The organism is Pantoea conspicua (assembly GCF_002095315.1).
GTDB classification, from domain to species: Bacteria; Pseudomonadota; Gammaproteobacteria; order Enterobacterales; family Enterobacteriaceae; genus Pantoea; species Pantoea conspicua.
The window spans coordinates 92,364-113,822 of the sequence record NZ_MLFN01000006.1 but is presented as its reverse complement, the minus strand read 5'-3'; the positions used below and the strand labels follow the sequence as shown (position 1 = coordinate 113,822).

The following is a 21,459-nucleotide window of genomic DNA, read 5'->3' as shown; positions in this document are numbered from 1 at the left end:
CGCGGCGGTGCATCCTGCAGGCTGCCACACAGCATCTCGCGTTTGGGCCCGAAACCTTTGCGCCGGGTAACGCTGAAGCCAGCCTGCTGCAATCCGCGCCGCACGAAGCCGGCGGCAGTAAAGGTGGCAAAGGTGGCCTGCGGCCGCGCCAGCGCTGCCATCATGCTGAACAGCTCAGGCGTCCACATATCGGGGTTTTTCGACGGCGCGAAGCCATCAAGAAACCAGGCGTCCACCTGTCGATGCAGGCTGTCATCCAGCGTACTTATCAGCTGATTAATATCACCCAGCCACAGATCGAGCGTGATGCGCCCGCCATCGAACAGTAAACGCTGGCAGCCGGGCAGGGCGGCCGGCCACTGCGCCTGTAATTCGCTGGCCCACGGCGCCAGTTCAGGCCAGTGCTGATGCGCGGCGGTTAAATCAGCGCGCGTTAACGGAAACTTCTCAAAGCTGATGAAATGCAGACGTTTTAAAATCGCATCTGGCTGCTGACGCTGAAAGGCATCAAACGCCTGCCACAGCGTCAGAAAATTGAGGCCGGTGCCGAAACCGCTTTCCGCCACAATCAGTAACTCACGCGGATGCTGAGCGAAGCGCTGCGGTAACTGATTCCCCCCAAGGAAGACGTAGCGTGTCTCTTCCAGACCGTTATCATTGGAGAAATAGACGTCGCCAAACGCTCGGGAAACAGGTGTACCCTGTTCATTCCAGTTCAGCTGTGCATGTTCGACCGGGGTTAATTTCACGCTAAAGGCTCATTTTTCAGGCAATGACGCGATTTTAACGACCGACGTGACATGACGCAAATTTACAAAAGGAAATGGCTGATCGGACTTGTTCGGCGTACAAGTGTACGCTAGAGTGCTCGTCAATTAAGAAGAAGTGGATGAGGATTATTGAATGAAACGTGCTGTGATTACTGGCTTAGGGATCGTTTCCAGTATTGGTAATAACCAGCAAGAGGTGCTGGCATCTCTGCGTGAAGGGCGCTCTGGCATCACCTTTTCTGAAGAGATGAAAGATTCCGGCATGCGTAGTCACGTCTGGGGTAACGTAAAATTAGATACCACCGGCCTCATCGATCGCAAAGTTGTGCGTTTCATGAGTGATGCGTCCATCTATGCCTATCTTTCCATGGAAGAAGCAATTAAAGATTCTGGCCTGAGCGTGGAAGCGTATCAGAACAACCCACGTGTGGGTCTGATTGCCGGTTCAGGCGGCGGTTCACCGCGTTTCCAGGTATTCGGTGCTGATGCAATGCGCAGCCCACGCGGCCTGAAAGCGGTTGGCCCGTATGTGGTCACCAAAGCGATGGCTTCTGGCGTTTCAGCCTGCCTCGCCACGCCGTTTAAAATTCACGGCGTAAACTACTCCATCAGTTCAGCCTGTGCTACTTCAGCACACTGTATCGGTAATGCGGTTGAACAGATCCAGCTGGGCAAACAGGACATCGTGTTTGCCGGCGGCGGCGAAGAGTTGTGCTGGGAAATGGCCTGTGAGTTCGACGCCATGGGCGCGCTCTCTACCCGTTACAACGACACACCAGAAAAAGCGTCACGCACCTATGATAATGAGCGTGACGGCTTTGTTATCGCCGGTGGCGGTGGCATGGTGGTAGTTGAAGAGCTGGAACATGCGCTGGCCCGCGGTGCGCACATCTATGCTGAGATCGTCGGCTACGGTGCGACCTCAGACGGCGCAGACATGGTAGCACCGTCAGGTGAAGGCGCGGTTCGCTGCATGAAGATGGCGATGAACGGCGTTGATACGCCTATCGACTACCTCAACAGCCACGGCACCTCAACGCCAGTGGGTGATGTGAAAGAGCTGGGTGCGATTCGTGAAGTCTTTGGCGACAACACCCCGTACATCTCTGCCACCAAAGCCATGACCGGTCACTCACTGGGTGCGGCGGGCGTGCAGGAAGCGATCTACTCGCTGCTGATGCTGGAGCATGGCTTCATTGCCCCAAGCATCAACATCAGCTCACTGGATGCGGCGGCTGAAGGCATGAATATCGTGACTCAGCCAATGGAAAAAGCGCTGACGACTGTGATGTCCAACAGCTTCGGCTTCGGCGGCACCAACGCCACCCTGACCATGCGTAAATATCAGGCGTAATACGCTGACAGATTTCAGAAGGACCGGCTTGCCGGTCCTTTTTTTTGCCGATTATCCTCGCTGACACTTAGTTTTTTCCGGCCAGCAACCCGTGTAGTTTATCGCATCCCGCCACGATCTCATCTGGCGTCAGCGCCGCATAGCCCAGTATCCAGCCTTGCTGACGCGCCGGTCCGGCATAAAGCGGGCTAAGACGCGGCAGCAACAGGCCGATCTGCGCGGCCCGGGCGGTTAACTGCGCCTCATTCTGCGCTAACTTCACCGTTAGCTGTAATCCGCCGCCGCTGTCGATCGGGGTGATCCACGGCGTCAGCCGCTGGTTAATCTGCTCGATCAACTGCTCACGCCGGCTGCGATAGAGTTGACGCATCAGCCGCAGATGACTGGCGAAATGGCCCTGTTGCAGAAAGGCCGCAGTAATGGCCTGCGGCAGCAGGGCGCTGTGACCATCCAGCACGCTGCGTGCCTGGCCCATCGGTGCCACCAGCGCGGGCGGCACCACCATCCACGCCAGCCGCAGCGAGGGAAACAGTGATTTGGAGAAGGTGCCGAGGGTAATCACCCGCTGGTGACGGTCCAGCCCCTGCAACGCCGGGATTGGACGCTCGTGATAGTGAAATTCGCTGTCGTAATCGTCTTCAATCAGCCAGCTGCGGTTGCGCCGCGCCCAGTCCAGCCAGGCCAGCCGTCGTGGCAGACTCAGGGTGATCCCGGTCGGATAGTGATGGGACGGAGTCAGGTACATCAGCTTCGCACTGCCGCGGGTCGGCAGTGCGCCTTCGTCATCCAGTGCGATACCGCGTATCCGCGCACCCGCTGCCAGAAACGCGTTGCGCGCCCCGGGATAGCCCGGCTCTTCCATCCAGACCTCATCACCTGCATCCAGCAGCATCAGCGCCAGCAGCTGTAATGCCTGCTGGGAGCTGGTGAGGATCATCACCTGCTCTGGCTGGCAATGCACGCCGCGTGACAGCGCCAGGTAATCTGCAATGGCGCGTCGTAACGGCAGATAGCCGCAGGGATCGCCATATCCCATCGCGTCACGACCGAGTGAACGCTGCACGTTGCTGCTCAGCCGTCGCCAGGTCTCATGTGGAAAAGCGCGTAACTCCGGTGAACCGGCAGCAAACGCGTGGGGAAACGGCGGGTCCTGGCAGCCACCGGTTGCCAGCACCTGTTGACCGCGAGCCGAAAAATGAGCCGGCTGATGAACCCCTGACGGTGCTGACGGCGCGGGCATAGTAATCGCCACGAAGCTGCCGCGACCGGTTTCTCGCCGCAGATAGCCTTCACTCTCCAGCTGACCGTAAGCCGCCTCTACCGTGACGCGTGACAGGTTGAGATCGCGGGCCAGCTGGCGGGTGGAGGGCAACTGCTGACCGGCGTGCAGATGATGGCGGCTAATTGCCAGTCGCAGGGTGGTACACAGCCGTTCGCGCAGGCCGCCGGTGGCCTGATGTTGAAAAAGTTGCAACAGCGGTGAGCGCATAAGGGTCTTATCCGGTGGGTAAAATGGGTCTCAGAGAACAGTCCACTTTGCCGTAAACTGCCGGTACACCACAACAGGAGAATTATGATGTCATCGGTATTACGTATTCCCGCTGCCACGCCGCAGCAGAGTCTCGACTATTTACAGGCTAAACTCGCTTATTACACCGATGCCTGGGATCTGGCGGAAGATCTGGCGCAGCGCCAGCCGGAGGTTGTGGTGATTGATGCGCGCGCTGCAGCGGTCTATCGCGCGGGTCATATCTGCGGGGCGATCAGTTTTCCCCATCGTGAAATGGATGCGGTCAGCACCGCTCAGCTGGATCGCAGCAAAGTCTATGTCACCTACTGTGACGGGATTGGCTGTAACGGGTCGACTAAAGCGGCGTGGAAACTGGCGGCGCTGGGTTTTCAGGTGAAGGAGCTGATTGGCGGGCTGGATTTCTGGAAGCGCGACGGTCATCCGCTGAGCTGGGGAGATGCGCCGGGCGAGTGGCCAGTGGCCGCGCCCGACGCCGCCTGCGGCTGTTAACTCACAGCACCAGCCAGAAGATAAACAGCACCAGCAGTACCACGGCTATTCCCGGCAGCGGACGCTTTGCCAGCGGTTGCAGCGTCGGCGGCAACGAGGCGACAAACGGCGACCAGATCGGTTGCGGTTTGATCTCGCTGGCGGCCAGCGGCTGTTCGTGGATCTTTTCGGCGCGACGGCTGAACAGGAAGTTCAGCAGGTCCTGCGTCTGGGTCACGGTAAGCACCGTTTGCGGTGTCGCCTGGAAACGCTGCTGGCTGTAATCCTCCAGCAAGCGCTGCTCATGCTGATCGAGCGGCTGCTTCAGCGACGCTTCCAGCAGTTGCAGCGTCGGCGCGCTGTGCTGACTCAGAGTCTGACGCACCTGCAAATATTGTGTCAGTAACGGGAAATGACGCGACGGAATCGGATCGCCGCTGGTCAGGTTCACCAGCTTCAGCGCAGCGGTCCAGAGTTTACCGGTCGATTCGCCGGTGGCAGCGGCGAGACGCACCACCTGCTGATTCAGGGTCTGATGCTCAGCGGGTAACAGGCTGCGATCGCTGACGCGGGTCTGCTGCGGCTGTGGAATCGCCATCTGACCATTCTGCAACATGGTCAGCACCTGACGCAGCTGATCCTGGCTGAGCGCGCTCAGTACCGTCTGACCAAATTGCTGACGAATGAAATCGCTGACCGCCTGGCGATTATTGCCTTTCGGCAACAGATCGGTCAGCTGGGTCATCAGCTGACGCGTTGCATGACCGGTCTGCGCCTGGGTCAGGCGGCCATTCAGGTACTGCTCCGCCGCCGGAAAATGGCGCGACTGGAGTTCCGCTTCACTCTTAACGCCCACTTCATGGCGCACGCCGGCCCACAACTCAGGCGCTTTCAGATTACTGAGCGAAAGAATACGCACGATCAGACGTTCTAACGTGGTGCGCTGGGCAGGGGAGAGCGGCTGCTCACCGGCCACCGAACCAGGACGCGTTGCGCCGGTTTGCGGATTGACAGATGAACGATCGCCGACCGGCACACCGGGGCCGCTGAGAGGTTGCATGGCGGATTCCTTGGGGAAAACAGAACAGCGTGGGGTGCGCCGGAAAATGAATGCGCCATGATAGCAAAAGCCCCCGGGAAATCCCACGGGGGCGCACGCGTTTCGGCGGGAGATTTACTCTTCTGCCAGCTTCAGACGGTGACGACGCCAGCGTTTCCAGATTGGCGGCACGACCAGCACGGCAATCGCCAGCACCAGCAGCACTTTGCAGATCAGGCTTTCCCACAGGATGAACATATTCCCGTTGCTGATCGACAGCGCACGACGCAGGTTCTGCTCCAGCATTTCACCCAGCACAAAGCCCAGAATTAACGGCGACATCGGAAAATCCATCTTACGCAGGATATAACCGAAGATCCCCAGCCCGACCATCAGCAGCAGATCGAAGGTGGTGCTGTGTACCGCGTAAACGCCAACGGCGGAGATGGCGGCAATTGCCGGTACCAGGAACCACAGCGGAATGGTCAGCATACGGGCGAAAACGTTGATCATCGGGATGTTCATGACCAGCAGCATCACGTTGCCGATTAACAGCGCGGCAATCAGTCCCCAGACAATATCCGGCTGCTCAACAAACATCGCCGGTCCCGGCGTGATGTTATACAGCGTCAACGCGCCGACCATCACCGCGGTCGTACCCGAGCCGGGGATCCCCAGCGTCAGCATCGGGATAAAGGAACCACAGGCTGAGGCGTTGTTAGCCGCTTCTGGTGCGGCCACGCCGCGAATATCGCCTTTACCGAACTGATCGCTGCCGCTGATCTTCTTCTCGGTCATGTAGGCGATGGCGCTGGCGATGGTTGCACCGGCACCCGGCAGCACCCCGACGAAGAAACCGATGAAAGAGGAACGCAGCGTGGCGCCGGTTACCGTTGCTGCTTCTTTCATATTGAACATCATGCGTCCGCTGGCCCGTACCGCTTTCTGCCCGCCGCTGGTCGACTCCAGCATCAGCAGAATTTCGCTGACCGAGAACAGACCAATCACCACCACCACAAACTGAATGCCGTCGGAGAGATGAACGCTGTCAAAGGTAAAGCGGTAGACGCCAGTATTGGCATCGACGCCCACCGTGGCCATTCCCAGCCCAATCAGCGCGGCGAGGAACGATTTCAGCGGGTTATGGCTCATCATGCTGCCAAGACAGGCGATGGCGAACACCATCAGGCAAAATATTCCGCCGGACCAAACGCCAGCGACCAGCTGGCCAGCAGTGGGGCGAACAGAATAATGCCGATAATGGCGATGGTGGAACCGATAAAGGAGCTGACCGCCGAAATCGACAGGGCGACGCCCGCCTTGCCCTGTTGCGCCATCGGATAACCATCCAGCGCGGTCATGATCGCGCCAGCGTCACCGGGTACGTTAAGCAGAATAGACGAGATACGTCCGCCATATTCACAACCGATATAGACCGTTGCCAGCAGAATCAGCGCCGATTCCGCCGGTAAGTGCAGCGCAAAGGCCAGCGGCATCAGAATCGCCACGCCGTTAATCGGGCCAAGGCCCGGCAGCAGGCCGACGATGGTGCCGATAAAGCAGCCAATCAGGGCGATCAGCAGGTTCTCTGGCGTCATGGCGACGGCAAAGCCCTGCATTAAAAAGGACCAGGTATCCATGATGCTCTCCTTAACTCAGCCAGCTGCCGACCGGAAGGGTCACTTCCAGCAGGCGGTCAAAGGCGTAAAACAGCGTGCTGCCCATCACCAGCCCGGCCAGCGCCGCTGCCCACCAGCGTGCGCCAAACAGCAGACCGATGCCGAAAGTCAGCAGGGTGGTACAGATGGCAAAGCCCAGCGTTTCAAACAGCCAGCCATACAGCATCATCATCAGCGCCAGCGCCACCAGCCGTTTCAGCGTGCTGGCGGACGGCCAGTGAATGGTGTCGGGTTTACGAAATAGCATCAGCAGGGCACAGATCGCCATCAGGCCGAGGATCGCCATCGGGAAGGGCCGCGGCCCCACCGGTTCATAGCTGTATTCGCTCTGAATTTGCCAGGCCACCACCATGCCGCCAAGGCACAGCGCCAGCCAGAGGCCCGCAAAAATACGATCGCTCATTATTCGCTCCTGTTATTTGGCCAGGCCAAATGATTTCGCCTGCTCACGGTAATCCGCCACCTGCTTTTTCACGTAGCTGTCGAGCTCCTGGCCAAACATGTTGAATTCAAACAGGCCGCGCATATCACGCTGCTTTTTGAATTCCGGGGTATCCACCATTTTTTTGAACGCCTGCTCCCACCACTGATAATCGGCGTCGCTGACTTTCGGGCCGAGGTAGTAACCACGGATGACCGGCCAGACAATGTTGAAACCTTGCTCTTTAGCGGTTGGCACCTGCGCCAGCTGTCCCGGCAGACGCTGTTCGGACATCACCGCCAGCACCCGCATTTTGCCACTCTGCAGATGCGGCACCATCTCACTCATGTCGCCGGAGACCACCTGAATATGGTTGCCAAGCAGTGCGGTTACCGGCTCACCGCCGCCTTCAAAAGCGACATAGCGCATCTTGCGCGGATCGATACCCGCTTCGCGCGCCAGCAGGGCGGTTTTCATCCAGTCCTGGCTGCCGATGGAAGCTCCGGCACCGACCACCACTTTGGTCGGGTCCTCTTTCATTGCCGCCATCAGTTCGCCCAGGGTTTTCCACGGTGCATCGTCACGCACCGCCACCATGCCGTAGTCGGTTCCTACCGCTGCCAGCCACTTCACATCGTCCACCGAGTAGCGGCCAAATTTCCCCTGCGACAGGTTCAGCAGCGAGCCGCCAGAGAAGGCCACCACCGTGCCGGCTTCAGCCGGGCGCTGGGCAATAATCGCGTTGTAGGCAACCGCACCGACGCCGCCGGGCATGTAGGTGACGCGCATCGGCGACTCAATCTGTTTGGTTTCCTGCAGCGAAACCTGCAACAGCTTACAGGTGAGGTCAAAACCTCCCCCCGGTTTGGCCGGTGCAATACATTCAGTGCGACCCGGGCCCTCGGCGGCGGTTGCAGCAGGCACCATCAGCGCCAGCAGGGCGGTGGTCAGGGCGGTATGGATTATTTTTTTTCATCGTGGGCTCCATTCATTCTTCCAGAGTGTGATTGCTGCCGAACTATTGGCGTTACTGAATTGTTAAAACAATTACCTTTCATTTACCTTTCACTGCCCGGATTTAATGACAGGATGTGATATGCGTCTCTTACTGGTGGAAGATACGGCTGACCTGGCGCGCTGGCTGCAAAAAGCGCTGACCCAAAAAGGCTTTGCCGTCGACTGGGTGGCTGATGGCGTCGCCGCCGATCACGCCCTGCAGTGTGAAGCCTATGGGCTGGTGGTGCTGGACGTCTCACTGCCGCGCATCGATGGGCTGGAAGTACTGACGCGGTTGCGGCGGCGCGGACAGAGCGTGCCGGTTTTGCTGCTGACGGCGCGCAGTGCGCTGGACGATCGGGTGCGCGGCCTTAACCTCGGGGCAGATGACTATCTGACCAAACCTTTCGAACTGGATGAACTGGAAGCGCGACTGCGGGCGCTGCTGCGGCGCAGCCAGAGTCAGGCTGCGCAAAGTCAGTCGCTGGGCCAGCTGGTGCTGGATGGCGAAGGCTATTTCCTGCTGGGCGACCGGCCGCTGGCGCTGACGCCGCGTGAATCGAGCATTCTGACTACGCTGATGCAGCGCCACGGCCGGCCGGTTTCCCGCCAGCATCTGTATGAACAGACGTTTAGCCTGACGGATGAGGCCAGCCCGGAGAGCATTGAGCTGTATGTCCATCGGGTGCGGAAAAAACTGGCGGGCAGCGACGTTGCCATCGTGACGCTGCGCGGACTCGGCTACAGCCTGGAAATGCTGCCGTGCGGCTGATTCATTCACTGCGCGGCGAACTGCTCGCCTGGCTCGGCCTGCCGCTGCTGCTGCTGTGGGCGTTGTCGGTCTACACCCATTATCAGAGCGGGCTGGCGGCCGCCAATCAGGCTTACGATCGCTCACTGCTGGCATCGGCGCGCACCGTGGCAGAACGGCTGGTGGTGCGCCAGCATCATCTCGAGGTGGATGTCCCCTGGGTGGTGCTCGACAGTTTCGAACGCAACATGAACGACCAGCTGTTTTATCAGGTGATCTCTCCACAGGGCAAAACGCTGTCCGGTTACGATGACCTGCCGCCGATCCCGCCGGCCAGCGAAATGTCGACCGCTTACCCGGCGCTGGTACACTTTTATGACGGACGTTATCACCAGCATCGCATTCGGGTGGCGGCTCTGTGGCAACCCGTGAGCGAGGCGGGCGTCGATGGCATGGCGCTGGTGGTGGTGGCGGAAACCGTCAACTCCCGTCAGGAGTTTGCTCGCGGGCTGATGCGTACCGCGCTGATCAGCCAGAGTGGGCTGGTGCTGATGACGCTGCTGCTGGCCAGCCTGATGCTGCGCCGGGTATTACGCCCGCTGCGGCGACTGTCACGTATTGTATTAGAGCGCGACGGTGGTGAATTAACCCCGCTGCCCTCGCTGCCGTGGTCAGAACTGCAACCGCTGATCATCGCCTTTAACCGCTATCTGGCGCGTTTGCGCGGCCTGCTGGCGCGTCAGGATCGCTTCAGCGCAGATGCAGCACATCAGCTACGCACGCCGCTCACCATTCTTAAAACCCAGGTGAGCGTGGCGCTCAGCAGTGAACGACCTGAGCAGTGGCAGGAGAGTCTGCTCGGGATGCGACATACGCTGGATGAGACCATCTTACTCACCGATCGGCTGCTGCAACTGGCGCGTATCAAGGCGCGTCACGGTGAAGATAAACCGATGATGCGGGTCGATCTGGCGGTCATCGTGCGTGAAGCCTGCCTGAGTCGTTACTCGGCGGCACGTACCCGGCAAATCGATCTCGGCTATGAAGGCGAGGAGAGCAGTCAGGTGATCGGGGATGGCGTGCTGCTCGGCGAGCTGTGTGCCAACCTGCTGGACAACGCGATTAAATATACTCCGCATCATGGCATCGTTACCGCGCGGGTGGTGGCGGGGAAACTGGAGATCGAGGACAGCGGGCCGGGCATCGCCGGGGCAGAGCAGTTGAAAGCGCTACAGCCCTTTCAGCGGCTGGATAATGTCGGAATGCAGCCCGGTGCCGGGATTGGGCTGGCGCTGGTGCAGGATATCTGTGCCTGGCATGGTGCCAGTATGCAGCTGGATCGCAGCCCGCAACTGGGCGGGCTGCGCGTGACGGTGCGGTTTACAACCGACGCAGGCTGACCGGCTTAGTCCGGGTCAGCGGCATGCGCAGCCGCTGGGCCAGCATCACCCCGAACAGCGTCAGGCCGCCACCAATCCAGTGGTAGCTGTGCAACTGCTCATGCAGGAACATCACTGCGATCACGGCGGTAAACACCGGGATCAGATTCATAAAGATGCTGGTCGTGCTGGCCCCCAGGCGTTGTACACCGTGGATCCACAGGAACGGCGCGATGATCGAGGCAAACAGACCGGCAAACGCCACCAGCGGCAGATTTTGTCGGTTAAGCGCCACCTCAGGTGCCAGCAGAAAGCCAGGCAGCAGCAGCACTACACCGAATAAAATCTGCACATACAGGCTGTGCCAGATCGGCAACGGCAGCGCCCAGCGCCGGGTCAGCACGCCATACAGCGCATAGGCGGCGGAGGCGGCCAGCATCAGCAGTTCGCCTTTGCCCAGACCCTGATGCAGCAACTGCATCACATTACCCTGACTCACCAGCCACACCAGGCCAATGAACGAGATAATGCTGCCGAGCAGGATACCGAGTGTCGGGGCGATCCGCAGGATCACCACGCTCAGCAGCACTGTCAGCAGCGGGATTAACGCCCCGATAATGCCCATAAACAGTGCGCTGACGCTCTGGGCCGCATAGTAGGCGAGGCTCTGATAGAGCACCATGCCCAGCAGGCCAAGGATCAGTAACCGCCAGAGGTGTGGCCGGATCGCCTGACGCGTCCGCCATATGCCGGGCAGTACAAACGGCGTCAGCACCAGCAGCGCCAGTAGCCAGCGATAGAAGGAGATCGCTGCCGGATCGATTGCCGTTGCCGACAGCTTGCTGACAATCGAGTTGATCGACCAGATCAACACCGCGAACAGCGGGTACAGGAAAAACATGCTCACTCTCCACAGGCTAAGATGAGGCGCAGTGTACGCTTGTCCGGATTTATCCAGATAGTTAATATCAGACAAAATCAATCGCTCTCCGGACATAATGACCCTACAGATTACCTACCAGCCGCCGCTGGACGCACCACAGCTGCACTACTTCATGCGTTTCGAACAGGCCAATGCCCATACCGAATATCTGCCGCATACCCATGACTGGGGTCAGCTGATCTTCGTGAAAAGCCATGTGCTGGAGATGCGGGTAGAGGGCGAACGGTTACTGACCCCGGCCGATATCCCGGTGTGGATCCCGCCGGGTCACCGGCACAGCAGCTATAACCATCGTCAGGCGCAGTTCCGCACCTTTAACCTCGCCGCCGCGTTATGCACCGGCCTGCCGCAGCGCGCCTGTCTGTTGATAGTCGATCCGATTGTCCACGCCATCATGGATGAGTTTGCCGGACAGCAGATTGAGCAGCCGGTCACCGAAGCGCAGTGGCGGCTGTGTGAGGTGCTTCGCGATCGCCTGCCGCTGGCGCAGGTGCAGGAGAGCTATCTGCCGACCTCAACCGATAAATTTCTGGCACCGGTGCTGCACGCGCTGGAAGCCAATCCAGGGGATAACACCACGCTGGCAGGCTGGGCGGCGCGGGTTTTTACCACCGAGCGGACGCTGGCACGACGCTGTCAGCAACAGCTGCATATGACCTTTGGCGAGTGGCGACAGCGGCTGCGTTTTCTGCGCGCCATTGTGCTGCTGGAGCAGGGCGCCAGCGTGCAGAGCATCGCCTATGATCTCGGCTACAGCTCCGCATCGGCGCTGATTGTGATGTTCCAGCAGCAGGCCGGCACCACGCCGGATCGTTACCGCGCGCGGTTAGGCTAACGCGTCGCTTTGTGCCAGAATAATGGCCTTTATTGCAACAGACAGGAAAGCCGTGGTGAAGATTCTCGTCGATGAAAATATGCCGTATGCCCGTGAGTTGTTCAGTCGCACCGGAATGGTGGTGGCGGTGCCGGGTCGTCCATTGCCGGCGGCGGAGCTGGCCGATGCCGACGGCCTGATGGTGCGGTCGGTGACTCAGGTGAATGAAGCGTTGCTGGCCGGTAAGCCGGTGAAGTTTGTCGGCACCGCCACCGCAGGCACTGACCACGTCGACGAAAACTGGCTGGAGCAGGCGGGGATTGCTTTTTCAGCCGCGCCGGGCTGCAACGCCATCGCGGTGGTGGAGTATGTCTTCTCCTCGTTGCTGCTGCTGGCGGAACGTGACGGTTTCCAGCTGCGTGATCGCACCGTCGGGATCGTCGGCGTTGGCAACGTCGGCGGACGGCTGCAAAAACGGCTGGCGGCGTGGGGCGTTAAAACCCTGCTGTGCGATCCGCCGCGTGCCGATCGCGGCGACGAAGGTGAATTTCACTCGCTGGAGACGCTGGTTGAGCAGGCGGATATTCTGACCTTCCATACGCCGCTGTTCAAATCGGGACCGTATAAAAGCTGGCATCTGGCGGATGCGGCGTTACTGATGGCGCTGAAGCCCAACACCATTCTGATCAACGCCTGTCGCGGCCCGGTGGTCGATAATGCCGCGCTGCTGGAAGTGCTGAAGATGCGTGCTGACCTCAGCGTGGTGCTGGACGTCTGGGAGCCGGAGCCGGATCTGTCGCTGGCGCTGCTCGATAAGGTAGATATCGCCACCGCGCACATTGCAGGCTATACCCTCGAAGGCAAAGCGCGCGGCACCACGCAGGTATTTGAAGCCTGGTGCGACTTCATTGGTCAGCCCCAGCAGGTGCCGCTCAGCAGCCTGCTGCCGGTGCCGGAATTCAGCGACATCACCTTGAATGGCCCGCTGGATCAGGCAACGCTGAAACGGCTGGTGCATCTGGTGTATGATGTGCGCCGCGATGATGCGCCCCTGCGAAAAGTGGCGGCTCAGCCTGGCGAATTTGATCGCCTGCGTAAGCAGTATCAGGAACGCCGCGAATGGTCTTCACTGCAGGTTTGCTGCGATGACGCTGCAACCGCTGAGATGCTGACCCTGCTGGGTTTTAACGCAACACACGCTTCCCGATAATTTGCGTTCTGGCGCGAATGCCTGCGGGCAGGGAAAAATCCGAATCCCTGGGCGGTGAGATCACCGCCTTCTGTTTTTATGTCATTGTCTGGAGTAAACCAACATGTCTGACGGCTGGAATATTGCGCTACTGGGCGCGACAGGCGCAGTAGGGAACGCTGTACTGGAATTGCTGGCGGAACGCCAGTTCCCGGTTGGTGAATTGTATCTGCTGGCCAGCGAAAACAGCGCCGGTGAGATTAAGCGTTTTGAGGGCCGCTCGGTGCGGGTCGAAAACGCGGCGGAATTTGACTGGTCGCAGGCGCAGCTGGCGTTTTTCGTTGCCGGTCGCGATGCCTCTGCCCGTTTTGCTGATGACGCGGCGAACGCCGGGTGCTTAGTGATCGATAGCAGCGAGCTGTTTGCGCTGGAACCTGATGTGCCGCTGGTGGTGCCGGATGTCAATCCGCAGGTGCTGGCCGATTATCGCAACCGCAACATTATCAGCGTAGCGGATAACCTGGTCAGCCAGTTGCTGACCGCGATCAAACCGCTGATGGATGCGGCGGGCTTAGGCCGGTTGCAGGTCACCAATCTGATCTCCGTTTCCAGCTACGGCAAAGTGGCGGTGGATGCGCTGGCCGGTGAAAGTGCCCGGCTGCTGAACGGCATCCCGGCGGATGAACACCACTTCGGCCGTCAGCTGGCATTTAACCTGATGCCGCAGCAGGCTGATGCCGAAGGCAGCGTTGAAAGCGAACGCCGCCTGGTCGATCAGGTGCGTAAGGTGCTGCAGGATGAAGGCTTACCGATTGCGGTCAGCAGCGTGCAGGCTCCGGTGTTCTATGGCAACGCGCAGATTGTGCACATTGAAAACCTGCGTCCGCTGTCGGCTGAAGAAGCGCGTGCCGAACTGGCGCTGGTGTCAGATATCTCCCTGAGCGAAGAGGATTCTGTCCCGACACCGGTCACCGATGCCTCCGGCAACGGGGCGCTGAGTATCGGCGGCGTGCGCAATGATTACGGTATTCCGGAGCTGCTGCAGTTCTGGTCAGTGGCCGATAATATTCGCTTTGGCGGCGCATTAATGGCGGTGAAAACGGCTGAGAAACTGGTTCAGGAGTACCTGTAACCATGTCCGACGGTCAGACGCAAAAACTGGCGCTCGGCATCGAGTATGACGGCAGCCGCTATTACGGCTGGCAGCGTCAGCAGGAAGTGCGCAGCGTGCAGGAGAAGCTGGAACGCGCGCTGTCAAAAGTGGCCGATCATCCGGTCAGCGTGTTTTGTGCCGGACGCACCGATGCGGGCGTCCACGGCACCGGGCAGGTGGTGCACTTTGAAACCACCTCTCAGCGGGCGGACGGTGCCTGGACATTGGGCGTCAATGCCAATCTGCCGGCAGATATTGCGGTACGCTGGGTTAAAGCGGTGCCGGATGAATTTCACGCCCGTTTCAGCGCCACCGCCCGACGCTATCGCTATCTGATCTACAATCAGCGGCTGCGTCCGGCGGTACTCGCGCAGGGGGTGACCCATTTTTATCATCCGCTGGATGCTGAAAAGATGCATCGCGCCGGGCAGTGTCTGTTGGGTGAGAATGACTTCACCTCGTTTCGCGCCGTGCAGTGTCAGTCACGCACCCCGTGGCGCAACGTGATTCACCTGAATGTGACGCGTCAGGGGCCGTACGTGATTGTTGATATCAAAGCCAACGCCTTTGTGCATCACATGGTGCGCAATATCGTCGGTAGCCTGATGGAGATCGGTTGCGGCAATCAGCCGGAATCATGGATGGAGACGCTGCTGGCGGCGAAGGATCGGACATTAGCCGCAGCCACTGCCCGGGCAGAGGGGTTGTATCTGGTGGCGGTGGATTACCCATCCCACTTTGCGTTACCACAGCCGTCGATGGGACCGTTGTTCCTCGCGGATTAATTCACTTTAGGGCTAAAAGGGCGCGTTATGGAGTTCATCCATTTTCTGGTTGATTTTATTTTGCACATTGATGTGCATCTTGCCGAACTGGTTGCGCAGTACGGTATCTGGATTTACGCTATTTTGTTCCTGATTTTGTTCTGCGAAACCGGTTTAGTGGTGACGCCATTTCTGCCCGGCGATTCGTTACTGTTTGTGGCGGGCGCACTGGCGGCGCTGCCTGGCAACGATCTCAACGTTCATCTGATGGTGGCGCTATTAGTGGTAGCGGCGATCCTGGGCGATGCGGTCAACTACACGATTGGCCGTCTGTTTGGTGAGCGGTTGTTCAGCAATCCGAACTCAAAAATTTTCCGTCGCAGCAATCTGGATAAAACCCATGCGTTTTATGCCCGCCACGGCGGCAAAACCATTATTCTGGCGCGCTTTGTGCCGATTGTTCGCACCTTCGCGCCGTTTGTTGCCGGTATGGGACACATGTCCTATCGTCACTTTGCGCTGTTCAATGTCACCGGTGCGCTGGCCTGGGTGCTGCTGTTCTCCTATGCCGGTTACCTGTTTGGCGATCTGCCGATTGTGCAGGAAAACCTGAAGCTGCTGATCGTCGGTATTATTCTGGTCTCAGTATTGCCGGGCGTGATTGAAGTCTGGCGTCATCGCCGCCAGGCAAAGCAGCAGAAGCAGCCCTGAACGGCGGCTTCGCTCAGGGGTAAGACCAGATTTTTATCCACAGTCTGAACGGGTTGTGGTTTAATGAGCGACATTTACCGTCTGCTGAAGCGGTTTTCAGCAGTATCAAGACGACTGGACCAGGTCAGTTTTAAACAGAAAGGTCATCAATGAGCTGGATTGAACGCATTCTTAATAAAAGCACCACGACGCCTACGCGCAAAGCCAGTATCCCGGAAGGGTCTGGACCAAGTGCGATAGCTGTGGCCAGGTTCTCTACCGTGCCGAGCTGGAGCGTAATCTCGAGGTCTGCCCGAAGTGTGACCATCACATGCGTATGCACGCCCGTGAGCGCCTCGGCAGTGTCCTCGATCAGGGCACGATGGTTGAGCTTGGCAGTGAACTTGAACCTAAAGATCTGCTCAAGTTCCGCGACTCCAAGAAGTACAAAGATCGTCTGATCGCGGCCCAGAAAGACACCGGCGAAAAAGATGCGCTGGTCGTGATGAAAGGTCAGCTGCACGGCATGCCGGTCGTGACGGCAGCCTTTGAATTTGCCTTTATGGGCGGTTCAATGGGCTCTGTGGTCGGTGCGCGTTTTGTACGTGCGGTTGAGCAGGCGTTAGAAGATAACTGCCCGCTGATCTGCTTCTCCGCCAGCGGCGGGGCGCGTATGCAGGAAGCGCTGCAGTCGCTGATGCAGATGGCGAAAACCAGTGCGGCACTGGCAAAAATGCGGGAGCGCGGTCTGCCTTACATTTCCGTGCTGACTGACCCGACCATGGGTGGCGTTTCGGCCAGTTTTGCTATGCTGGGCGACCTCAATATCGCGGAACCTAAAGCGCTGATCGGCTTTGCCGGCCCACGTGTTATCGAGCAGACCGTGCGTGAAAAACTGCCGCCGGGCTTCCAGCGCAGTGAGTTCCTGATTGAAAAGGGCGCGATTGATATGATCATTCGCCGTCCGGAAATGCGGTACAAACTGGCAAGCCTGCTGGCGAAAATGATGAATCTGCCAGCACCGCTGCACGATGGTGAACAGTCCGCCCCGGCGACGACTGAACCGGAGAGCAACGAGGCCTGACAGGAGATAGAGGCGCGCCCGTCGCGCCTTTCACCAATGCACCGTATACCCTCAGCATCCGTCTGCCGGGTATAAATAAGCAAAACGGGACATATGGACAATCTTCACCTCCCTCAAGCCACGTCGCCTTTGGCCACGTGGCTTTATTATCTTGAGCACCTGCATACTCAGGCCATCGAACTGGGCCTGGATCGTATTCGCCAGGTGGCGCAACGTCTCGACCTGCTGAAACCGGCTCCCTTCGTCTTCACTGTCGCCGGTACCAACGGCAAAGGCACCACCTGTCGCACGCTGGAAACGCTGCTGATGGCGGCCGGCTATCGCGTCGGCGTCTACAGTTCACCGCATCTGGTGCGCTATACCGAACGGGTACGGGTACAGGGCCAGGAACTGAGCGAAGCACAACACTGCGCCAGTTTCGCTGACATTGAATCCGGACGCGGTGATATCTCTCTGACCTATTTCGAATTTGGCACCCTGTCAGCGTTGAAGCTGTTTCAGCAGGCGCAACTGGACGTGGTGATTCTGGAAGTGGGTCTCGGCGGACGGCTCGATGCCACCAATATTGTGGATGCGGATGTCGCGGTGGTCACCAGCATCGCGCTCGATCATATCGACTGGCTTGGCCCGGATCGGGAAAGTATTGGTCGGGAGAAAGCGGGCGTTTTCCGTGCCGGCAAACCGGCGGTAGTGGGTGAACCTGATATGCCGTGCAGCATTGCGGCGGTGGCCAGTGAAAAGGGCGCGGCGCTGCTGCAACGCAACCGGGACTGGTCTTATCGTGAGCAGCCGGAAAGCTGGTCGCTGCGTGACGCGCATGGCGAGCTGAACGATCTGCCGCTGCCGCAAGTGCCGCTGCCCAATGCGGCGACGGCGCTGGTGGCGCTGCGTGCTTCCGGGCTGCAGGTCAGTGAAGCGCAGATTCGCGCCAGCCTGCCGTTAGCCATGCTGCCGGGTCGCTTTCAGACCCTGAGTGAATCGCCACGGGTGATTCTGGACGTAGCGCATAATCCGCACGCGGCGGCTTATCTGGCGTCACGCCTGGCGACGCTGCCAAAAACCGGCAGGGTTCATGCGGTGGTGGGTATGCTGCATGACAAAGATATTGCCGGCACGCTGGCGGCACTGTCACCGGCGGTGGATAGCTGGTACTGCGCGCCGCTCGACGGACCCCGCGGGGCTACCGCGGCGCAGCTGCTGCAATGGCTGCCGCAGGGCGAAGCATTCAGCACGGTAGAACAGGCCTGGCAGCAGGCGCGCCAGCAGGCGCAGCCGCAGGACATTGTGCTGGTGTGTGGTTCGTTCCACACCGTGGCGCAGGTCATGGAATCGATTGAGACGGAGAAAGGGCGTGGCAAGTAAGTTTCAGAACCGTTTAGTCGGCACCGTTATTCTGGTCGCCGTCGGCGTGATTGTATTGCCGGGGCTGCTGGACGGGCAGAAGAAGCACTATAAAGAGGAGTTCGCTGCCATTCCGCTGGTGCCGAAACCGGACGATCAGCAGGACAGCGAGATGGTGCCGCCGGTTACCCAGACGCTGCCCGCGCAGCCGCCGGAAGGTGCCGGTAATGCGGTCAGCAGCAGCAGTGGTAAAACCAACGCCCCGGCTGATCAGGGACGCACCAGACCGGCAGAAGAGAGCGAGCCCGCCGTGGTAACGCCACCGCCGGTCCATCAGTCGACGCCCGTTCAGGTGAAGCCAAAACCGGTCGAGCAGCCAAAACCGAAGCCGGTTGAGCAGCCGAAGCCTAAACCGGTCGAACAGCCAAAACCGAAACCGGTTGAGCAGCCGAAAACCGTGGAGCAGCCGAAGCAGACTGAGCAGCCGAAAGCTGCGGAGCCGAGCGCACCCGCGGGTCAGGCCTATGTGGTTCAGCTGGGCGCACTGAAAAACGCCAGCAAAGTGAATGAGATTGTCGCGCAGCTGCGGCTGTCGGGCTATCGCGCCTTTACCGTGCCGTCAACGCCGGTACAGGGAGCGATCACCCGCATTTACGTCGGGCCGGACGCCTCAAAAGCGAAAATGCAGGCTGCAGTGGGCGAGCTGAAAAGCATCTCCGGACTGGGCGGCGTAGTGAAGCCGTACAGCGCGCGCTAACCCTGGCGATTGGCGCTGCCGATAGCAGTAACAGGCAGCGCCTTTAGCGCCATAGCACAGGCGGTTAACGTCGCGAAACGGTTAAAAACATGACGGTTTTCAATGGCCTGACCGTGCGGAAATCAACCAGGCGACGAAGGTTTTTTTCACCGCCTTTTTTATGGATGCAGAACAGGAAAACCGCTACGCAAACGTTTTCTTTTTCTGTTAGAATGCGCCCCGAACTGGATGCAGGGGTGCAATGGCACTGGCGCTGGAAGAGTTCATGATCTGGATTGATTACGTCATTATTGCGGTAGTTGGTTTTTCGGCTCTGGTCAGCCTGATCCGTGGGTTTGTCCGGGAAGCCTTATCTCTTGTTACCTGGGGATGCGCGTTTTTTGTCGCCAGTCATTACTACGCCTACCTTGCAGTCTGGTTTACAGGGTTTGACGACGAACTGGTTCGTAACGGTATCGCCATCGGGGTGTTGTTTGTCGCCACCCTGATTGTCGGTGCGATTGTGAACTACGTGATCGGCTCGCTGGTGGAAAAAACCGGCCTGTCGGGAACCGACCGGGTATTGGGCGTCTGTTTCGGGGCGTTGCGTGGTGTGCTGATAGTGGCCGCGTTGCTGTTCTTCCTCGATACTTTCACCGGCTTTTCAAAAAGTCCGGACTGGCAACAGTCCCAACTCATTCCCGAGTTCAGTTATATAATCAGGTGGTTTTTCGATTACCTGAAAAGCACGTCGAGTTTTTTACCCCGGTGATGCGACCGGGAGTGCGGCTTAATGAGGAAATGACAACATGTGCGGTATTGTCGGTATCACCGGTTTCATGCCGGTCAACCAGTCGATCTATGACGCGTTAACGGTGCTCCAGCACCGCGGGCAGGATGCCGCAGGCATTTGTACTATCGATGCGCTGAAGTGCTTCCGTCTGCGTAAGGCCAATGGCCTGGTCAGCGACGTTTTCGAAGCACGCCACATGCAGCGTCTGCAGGGCAACATGGGGATTGGTCACGCGCGTTATCCTACCGCGGGCAGCTCAAGTGCCTCTGAAGCGCAGCCATTCTACGTAAACTCGCCGTACGGTATCACGCTGGCCCATAACGGTAATCTGACCAACGCCCACGAACTGCGTAAGCATCTGTTCGAGAAAGGCCGCCGTCACGTGAATACCACCTCAGATTCTGAAATTCTGCTGAATATTTTTGCGCAGGAACTGGATCGCTTCCAGAACGATCCGCTGGAAGCCGACAACATTTTTGCTGCCGTCGCGGCGCTGCACCAGCAGGTGCGCGGCGCCTATGCGGTGGTGGCGATGATCATCGGTCATGGCATGGTGGCGTTCCGCGACCCGAACGGCATCCGTCCGCTGGTTCTGGGCAAACGCGTGATCGCTGATGGCCGTACCGAATATATGGTCGCCTCGGAAAGCGTGGCGCTGGATACGCTGGGGTTTGAGTTCATCCGTGACGTTGCGCCGGGTGAAGCGGTCTATGTCACTGAGCAGGGTCAGCTCTCTACCCGCCAGTGCGCCGAAAACCCGAAAAGCAATCCCTGCCTGTTCGAGTACGTCTACTTTGCACGTCCCGACTCTTTCCTCGACAAGATTTCGGTCTACAGCGCCCGTGTCCGCATGGGCACCAAGCTGGGTGAGAAAATTGCCCGCGAGTGGGAAGATCTTGATATCGATGTGGTGATCCCGATTCCGGAAACCTCGACCGATATCGCGCTGGAAATCGCGCGCATTCTCGATAAGCCCTATCGTCAGGGCTTCGTGAAAAACCGTTACGTTGGCCGCACCTTTATCATGCCGGGCCAGCAGTTGCGCCGCAGCGCCGTGCGCCGCAAGCTGAACGCTAACCGTGCCGAGTTCCGGGATAAAAACGTGTTGCTGGTAGATGACTCCATCGTGCGCGGCACCACCTCTGAGCAGATTATTGAGATGGCGCGTGAAGCCGGTGCGAAGCGGGTTTACCTGGCGTCAGCGGCACCGGAAATTCGTTTCCCGAACGTCTATGGCATTGATATGCCCAGCGCCACCGAACTGATTGCCCACGGGCGTGAAGTGGAAGAGATTCGCCAGCTGATTAAAGCCGATGCGCTGATTTTCCAGGACCTCGACGATCTGATCGAAGCGGTGCGTGAAGAGAATCCGGATATTACCCAGTTCGAATGTTCGGTGTTTAACGGGGTTTACGTGACAAAAGATGTCGATCAGCAGTATCTGGAGTATCTTGAATCGCTGCGTAATGACGACGCCAAAGCGCTTCAGCGGCAGAATGAAGTCGAGAACCTCGAACTGCATAACGAAGGCTAAGTGCCAGCGTTAAAGCAGAAAAAACAGGGC

The 21,459-nt window shown here is 58.9% G+C and carries 19 protein-coding genes and 2 pseudogenes; 14 read left to right on the top strand and 7 right to left on the bottom strand.

From position 1 onward, the window contains the following. Positions 1-749: tRNA (5-methylaminomethyl-2-thiouridine)(34)-methyltransferase MnmC2 (gene mnmC2 / locus HA41_RS04380; protein WP_143807253.1), on the bottom strand; the 749-nt coding region annotated here is incomplete at its 3' end. 154 nt (positions 750-903) lie between these two features. Between mnmC2 and fabB the strand changes: the two genes are divergently transcribed. Then, on the top strand, positions 904-2,124 hold the full coding sequence (gene fabB, locus HA41_RS04375; RefSeq protein ID WP_094119745.1) for a beta-ketoacyl-ACP synthase I: 1,221 nt from the start codon (positions 904-906) through the stop codon (positions 2,122-2,124). 67 nt (positions 2,125-2,191) lie between these two features. Here the strand turns inward: fabB and pdxR are convergent, their stop codons facing one another. Then, positions 2,192-3,613: a MocR-like pyridoxine biosynthesis transcription factor PdxR gene (gene pdxR, locus HA41_RS04370; RefSeq protein ID WP_094119744.1), complete on the bottom strand. Its 1,422-nt coding sequence runs from the start codon at positions 3,611-3,613 to the stop codon at positions 2,192-2,194. Positions 3,614-3,700: 87 nt separating this feature from the next. Between pdxR and HA41_RS04365 the strand changes: the two genes are divergently transcribed. Continuing rightward, entirely contained in the window at positions 3,701-4,144 is a 444-nt protein-coding gene (locus tag HA41_RS04365) for a rhodanese-like domain-containing protein (RefSeq protein WP_094119743.1), read from the top strand. Position 4,145: 1 nt separating this feature from the next. On the opposite strand, the gene flk is transcribed toward HA41_RS04365, so the two are convergent. From flk to HA41_RS04345, 4 genes and pseudogenes are all read right to left on the bottom strand, one after another. Further along, positions 4,146-5,183, bottom strand: coding sequence for a flagella biosynthesis regulator Flk (gene flk, locus HA41_RS04360; protein ID WP_094119742.1), 1,038 nt, complete (start codon positions 5,181-5,183; stop codon positions 4,146-4,148). A gap of 114 nt (positions 5,184-5,297) precedes the next feature. Beyond that, positions 5,298-6,802: pseudogene (locus HA41_RS04355) on the bottom strand (tripartite tricarboxylate transporter permease). A 10-nt stretch (positions 6,803-6,812) separates the two neighbouring features. Beyond that, on the bottom strand, positions 6,813-7,244 hold the full coding sequence (locus tag HA41_RS04350) for a tripartite tricarboxylate transporter TctB family protein (protein ID WP_094119741.1): 432 nt from the start codon (positions 7,242-7,244) through the stop codon (positions 6,813-6,815). Positions 7,245-7,256: 12 nt separating this feature from the next. Beyond that, positions 7,257-8,189, bottom strand: a complete 933-nt coding sequence (locus tag HA41_RS04345) for a Bug family tripartite tricarboxylate transporter substrate binding protein (RefSeq protein WP_094119740.1) — start codon at positions 8,187-8,189, stop codon at positions 7,257-7,259. Positions 8,190-8,358: 169 nt separating this feature from the next. Here HA41_RS04345 and tctD point away from each other — a divergent pair, with 169 nt between their 5' ends. Both tctD and HA41_RS04335 read left to right on the top strand, forming a co-directional pair. Beyond that, positions 8,359-9,030, top strand: a complete 672-nt coding sequence (gene tctD / locus HA41_RS04340; RefSeq protein WP_094119739.1) for a transcriptional regulator TctD — start codon at positions 8,359-8,361, stop codon at positions 9,028-9,030. Next, positions 9,021-10,409: a sensor histidine kinase gene (locus tag HA41_RS04335; RefSeq protein ID WP_094119738.1), complete on the top strand. Its 1,389-nt coding sequence runs from the start codon at positions 9,021-9,023 to the stop codon at positions 10,407-10,409. Before tctD ends, HA41_RS04335 begins: the two co-directional genes overlap by 10 nt. Here HA41_RS04335 and HA41_RS04330 read toward each other — a convergent pair. Next, positions 10,390-11,289, bottom strand: coding sequence for a DMT family transporter (locus HA41_RS04330; RefSeq protein WP_094119737.1), 900 nt, complete (start codon positions 11,287-11,289; stop codon positions 10,390-10,392). The genes HA41_RS04335 and HA41_RS04330 overlap by 20 nt on opposite strands. Positions 11,290-11,386: 97 nt before the next feature. Between HA41_RS04330 and HA41_RS04325 the strand changes: the two genes are divergently transcribed. The 10 genes and pseudogenes from HA41_RS04325 to purF all read left to right on the top strand — a co-directional run bounded on the left by HA41_RS04325 (position 11,387) and on the right by purF (position 21,429). Then, positions 11,387-12,166 carry an AraC family transcriptional regulator gene (locus tag HA41_RS04325; protein WP_094119736.1) on the top strand — a complete coding sequence of 260 codons (780 nt, stop codon included), beginning with the start codon at positions 11,387-11,389 and terminating at the stop codon, positions 12,164-12,166. Positions 12,167-12,221: 55 nt separating this feature from the next. Then, positions 12,222-13,355 (top strand): 4-phosphoerythronate dehydrogenase PdxB, encoded by a 1,134-nt coding sequence (pdxB, locus tag HA41_RS04320; RefSeq protein ID WP_094119735.1) that lies wholly within the window; start codon positions 12,222-12,224, stop codon positions 13,353-13,355. 103 nt (positions 13,356-13,458) lie between these two features. Continuing rightward, positions 13,459-14,466, top strand: coding sequence for an aspartate-semialdehyde dehydrogenase (locus HA41_RS04315; RefSeq protein ID WP_094119734.1), 1,008 nt, complete (start codon positions 13,459-13,461; stop codon positions 14,464-14,466). A gap of 2 nt (positions 14,467-14,468) precedes the next feature. After that, a complete protein-coding gene (gene truA / locus HA41_RS04310) occupies positions 14,469-15,272 on the top strand; it encodes a tRNA pseudouridine(38-40) synthase TruA (protein ID WP_094119733.1) in 804 nt (267 codons plus the stop codon). Positions 15,273-15,299: 27 nt separating this feature from the next. Next, the gene (locus tag HA41_RS04305; RefSeq protein ID WP_094119732.1) at positions 15,300-15,962 is read left to right on the top strand and encodes a DedA family protein; all 663 of its coding nucleotides are present in this window, start codon (positions 15,300-15,302) and stop codon (positions 15,960-15,962) included. A 149-nt stretch (positions 15,963-16,111) separates the two neighbouring features. Further along, positions 16,112-17,025: pseudogene (gene accD, locus HA41_RS04300) on the top strand (acetyl-CoA carboxylase, carboxyltransferase subunit beta). A gap of 93 nt (positions 17,026-17,118) precedes the next feature. Then, positions 17,119-18,387, top strand: a complete 1,269-nt coding sequence (gene folC, locus HA41_RS04295) for a bifunctional tetrahydrofolate synthase/dihydrofolate synthase (protein WP_094119731.1) — start codon at positions 17,119-17,121, stop codon at positions 18,385-18,387. Then, positions 18,377-19,123, top strand: coding sequence for a cell division protein DedD (dedD, locus tag HA41_RS04290; protein ID WP_094119730.1), 747 nt, complete (start codon positions 18,377-18,379; stop codon positions 19,121-19,123). The genes folC and dedD overlap by 11 nt, the downstream gene beginning before the upstream one ends. A 265-nt stretch (positions 19,124-19,388) precedes the next feature. Then, entirely contained in the window at positions 19,389-19,874 is a 486-nt protein-coding gene (gene cvpA, locus HA41_RS04285) for a colicin V production protein (RefSeq protein ID WP_031376251.1), read from the top strand. Positions 19,875-19,911: 37 nt separating this feature from the next. Further along, on the top strand, positions 19,912-21,429 hold the full coding sequence (purF, locus tag HA41_RS04280) for an amidophosphoribosyltransferase (protein ID WP_094119729.1): 1,518 nt from the start codon (positions 19,912-19,914) through the stop codon (positions 21,427-21,429). Positions 21,430-21,459: the final 30 nt, after the last annotated feature.

Coding starts and splice junctions, on each gene's coding strand:
- fabB (WP_094119745.1), top strand. CDS start 904: ATGAAACGTGCTGTGATTACTGGCTTAGGGATCGTTTCCAGTATTGGT.
- pdxR (WP_094119744.1), bottom strand. CDS start 3,613: ATGCGCTCACCGCTGTTGCAACTTTTTCAACATCAGGCCACCGGCGGC.
- HA41_RS04365 (WP_094119743.1), top strand. CDS start 3,701: ATGTCATCGGTATTACGTATTCCCGCTGCCACGCCGCAGCAGAGTCTC.
- flk (WP_094119742.1), bottom strand. CDS start 5,183: ATGCAACCTCTCAGCGGCCCCGGTGTGCCGGTCGGCGATCGTTCATCT.
- HA41_RS04350 (WP_094119741.1), bottom strand. CDS start 7,244: ATGAGCGATCGTATTTTTGCGGGCCTCTGGCTGGCGCTGTGCCTTGGC.
- HA41_RS04345 (WP_094119740.1), bottom strand. CDS start 8,189: ATGGTGCCTGCTGCAACCGCCGCCGAGGGCCCGGGTCGCACTGAATGT.
- tctD (WP_094119739.1), top strand. CDS start 8,359: ATGCGTCTCTTACTGGTGGAAGATACGGCTGACCTGGCGCGCTGGCTG.
- HA41_RS04330 (WP_094119737.1), bottom strand. CDS start 11,289: ATGTTTTTCCTGTACCCGCTGTTCGCGGTGTTGATCTGGTCGATCAAC.
- HA41_RS04325 (WP_094119736.1), top strand. CDS start 11,387: ATGACCCTACAGATTACCTACCAGCCGCCGCTGGACGCACCACAGCTG.
- HA41_RS04315 (WP_094119734.1), top strand. CDS start 13,459: ATGTCTGACGGCTGGAATATTGCGCTACTGGGCGCGACAGGCGCAGTA.
- truA (WP_094119733.1), top strand. CDS start 14,469: ATGTCCGACGGTCAGACGCAAAAACTGGCGCTCGGCATCGAGTATGAC.
- HA41_RS04305 (WP_094119732.1), top strand. CDS start 15,300: ATGGAGTTCATCCATTTTCTGGTTGATTTTATTTTGCACATTGATGTG.
- folC (WP_094119731.1), top strand. CDS start 17,119: ATGGACAATCTTCACCTCCCTCAAGCCACGTCGCCTTTGGCCACGTGG.
- cvpA (WP_031376251.1), top strand. CDS start 19,389: ATGATCTGGATTGATTACGTCATTATTGCGGTAGTTGGTTTTTCGGCT.
- purF (WP_094119729.1), top strand. CDS start 19,912: ATGTGCGGTATTGTCGGTATCACCGGTTTCATGCCGGTCAACCAGTCG.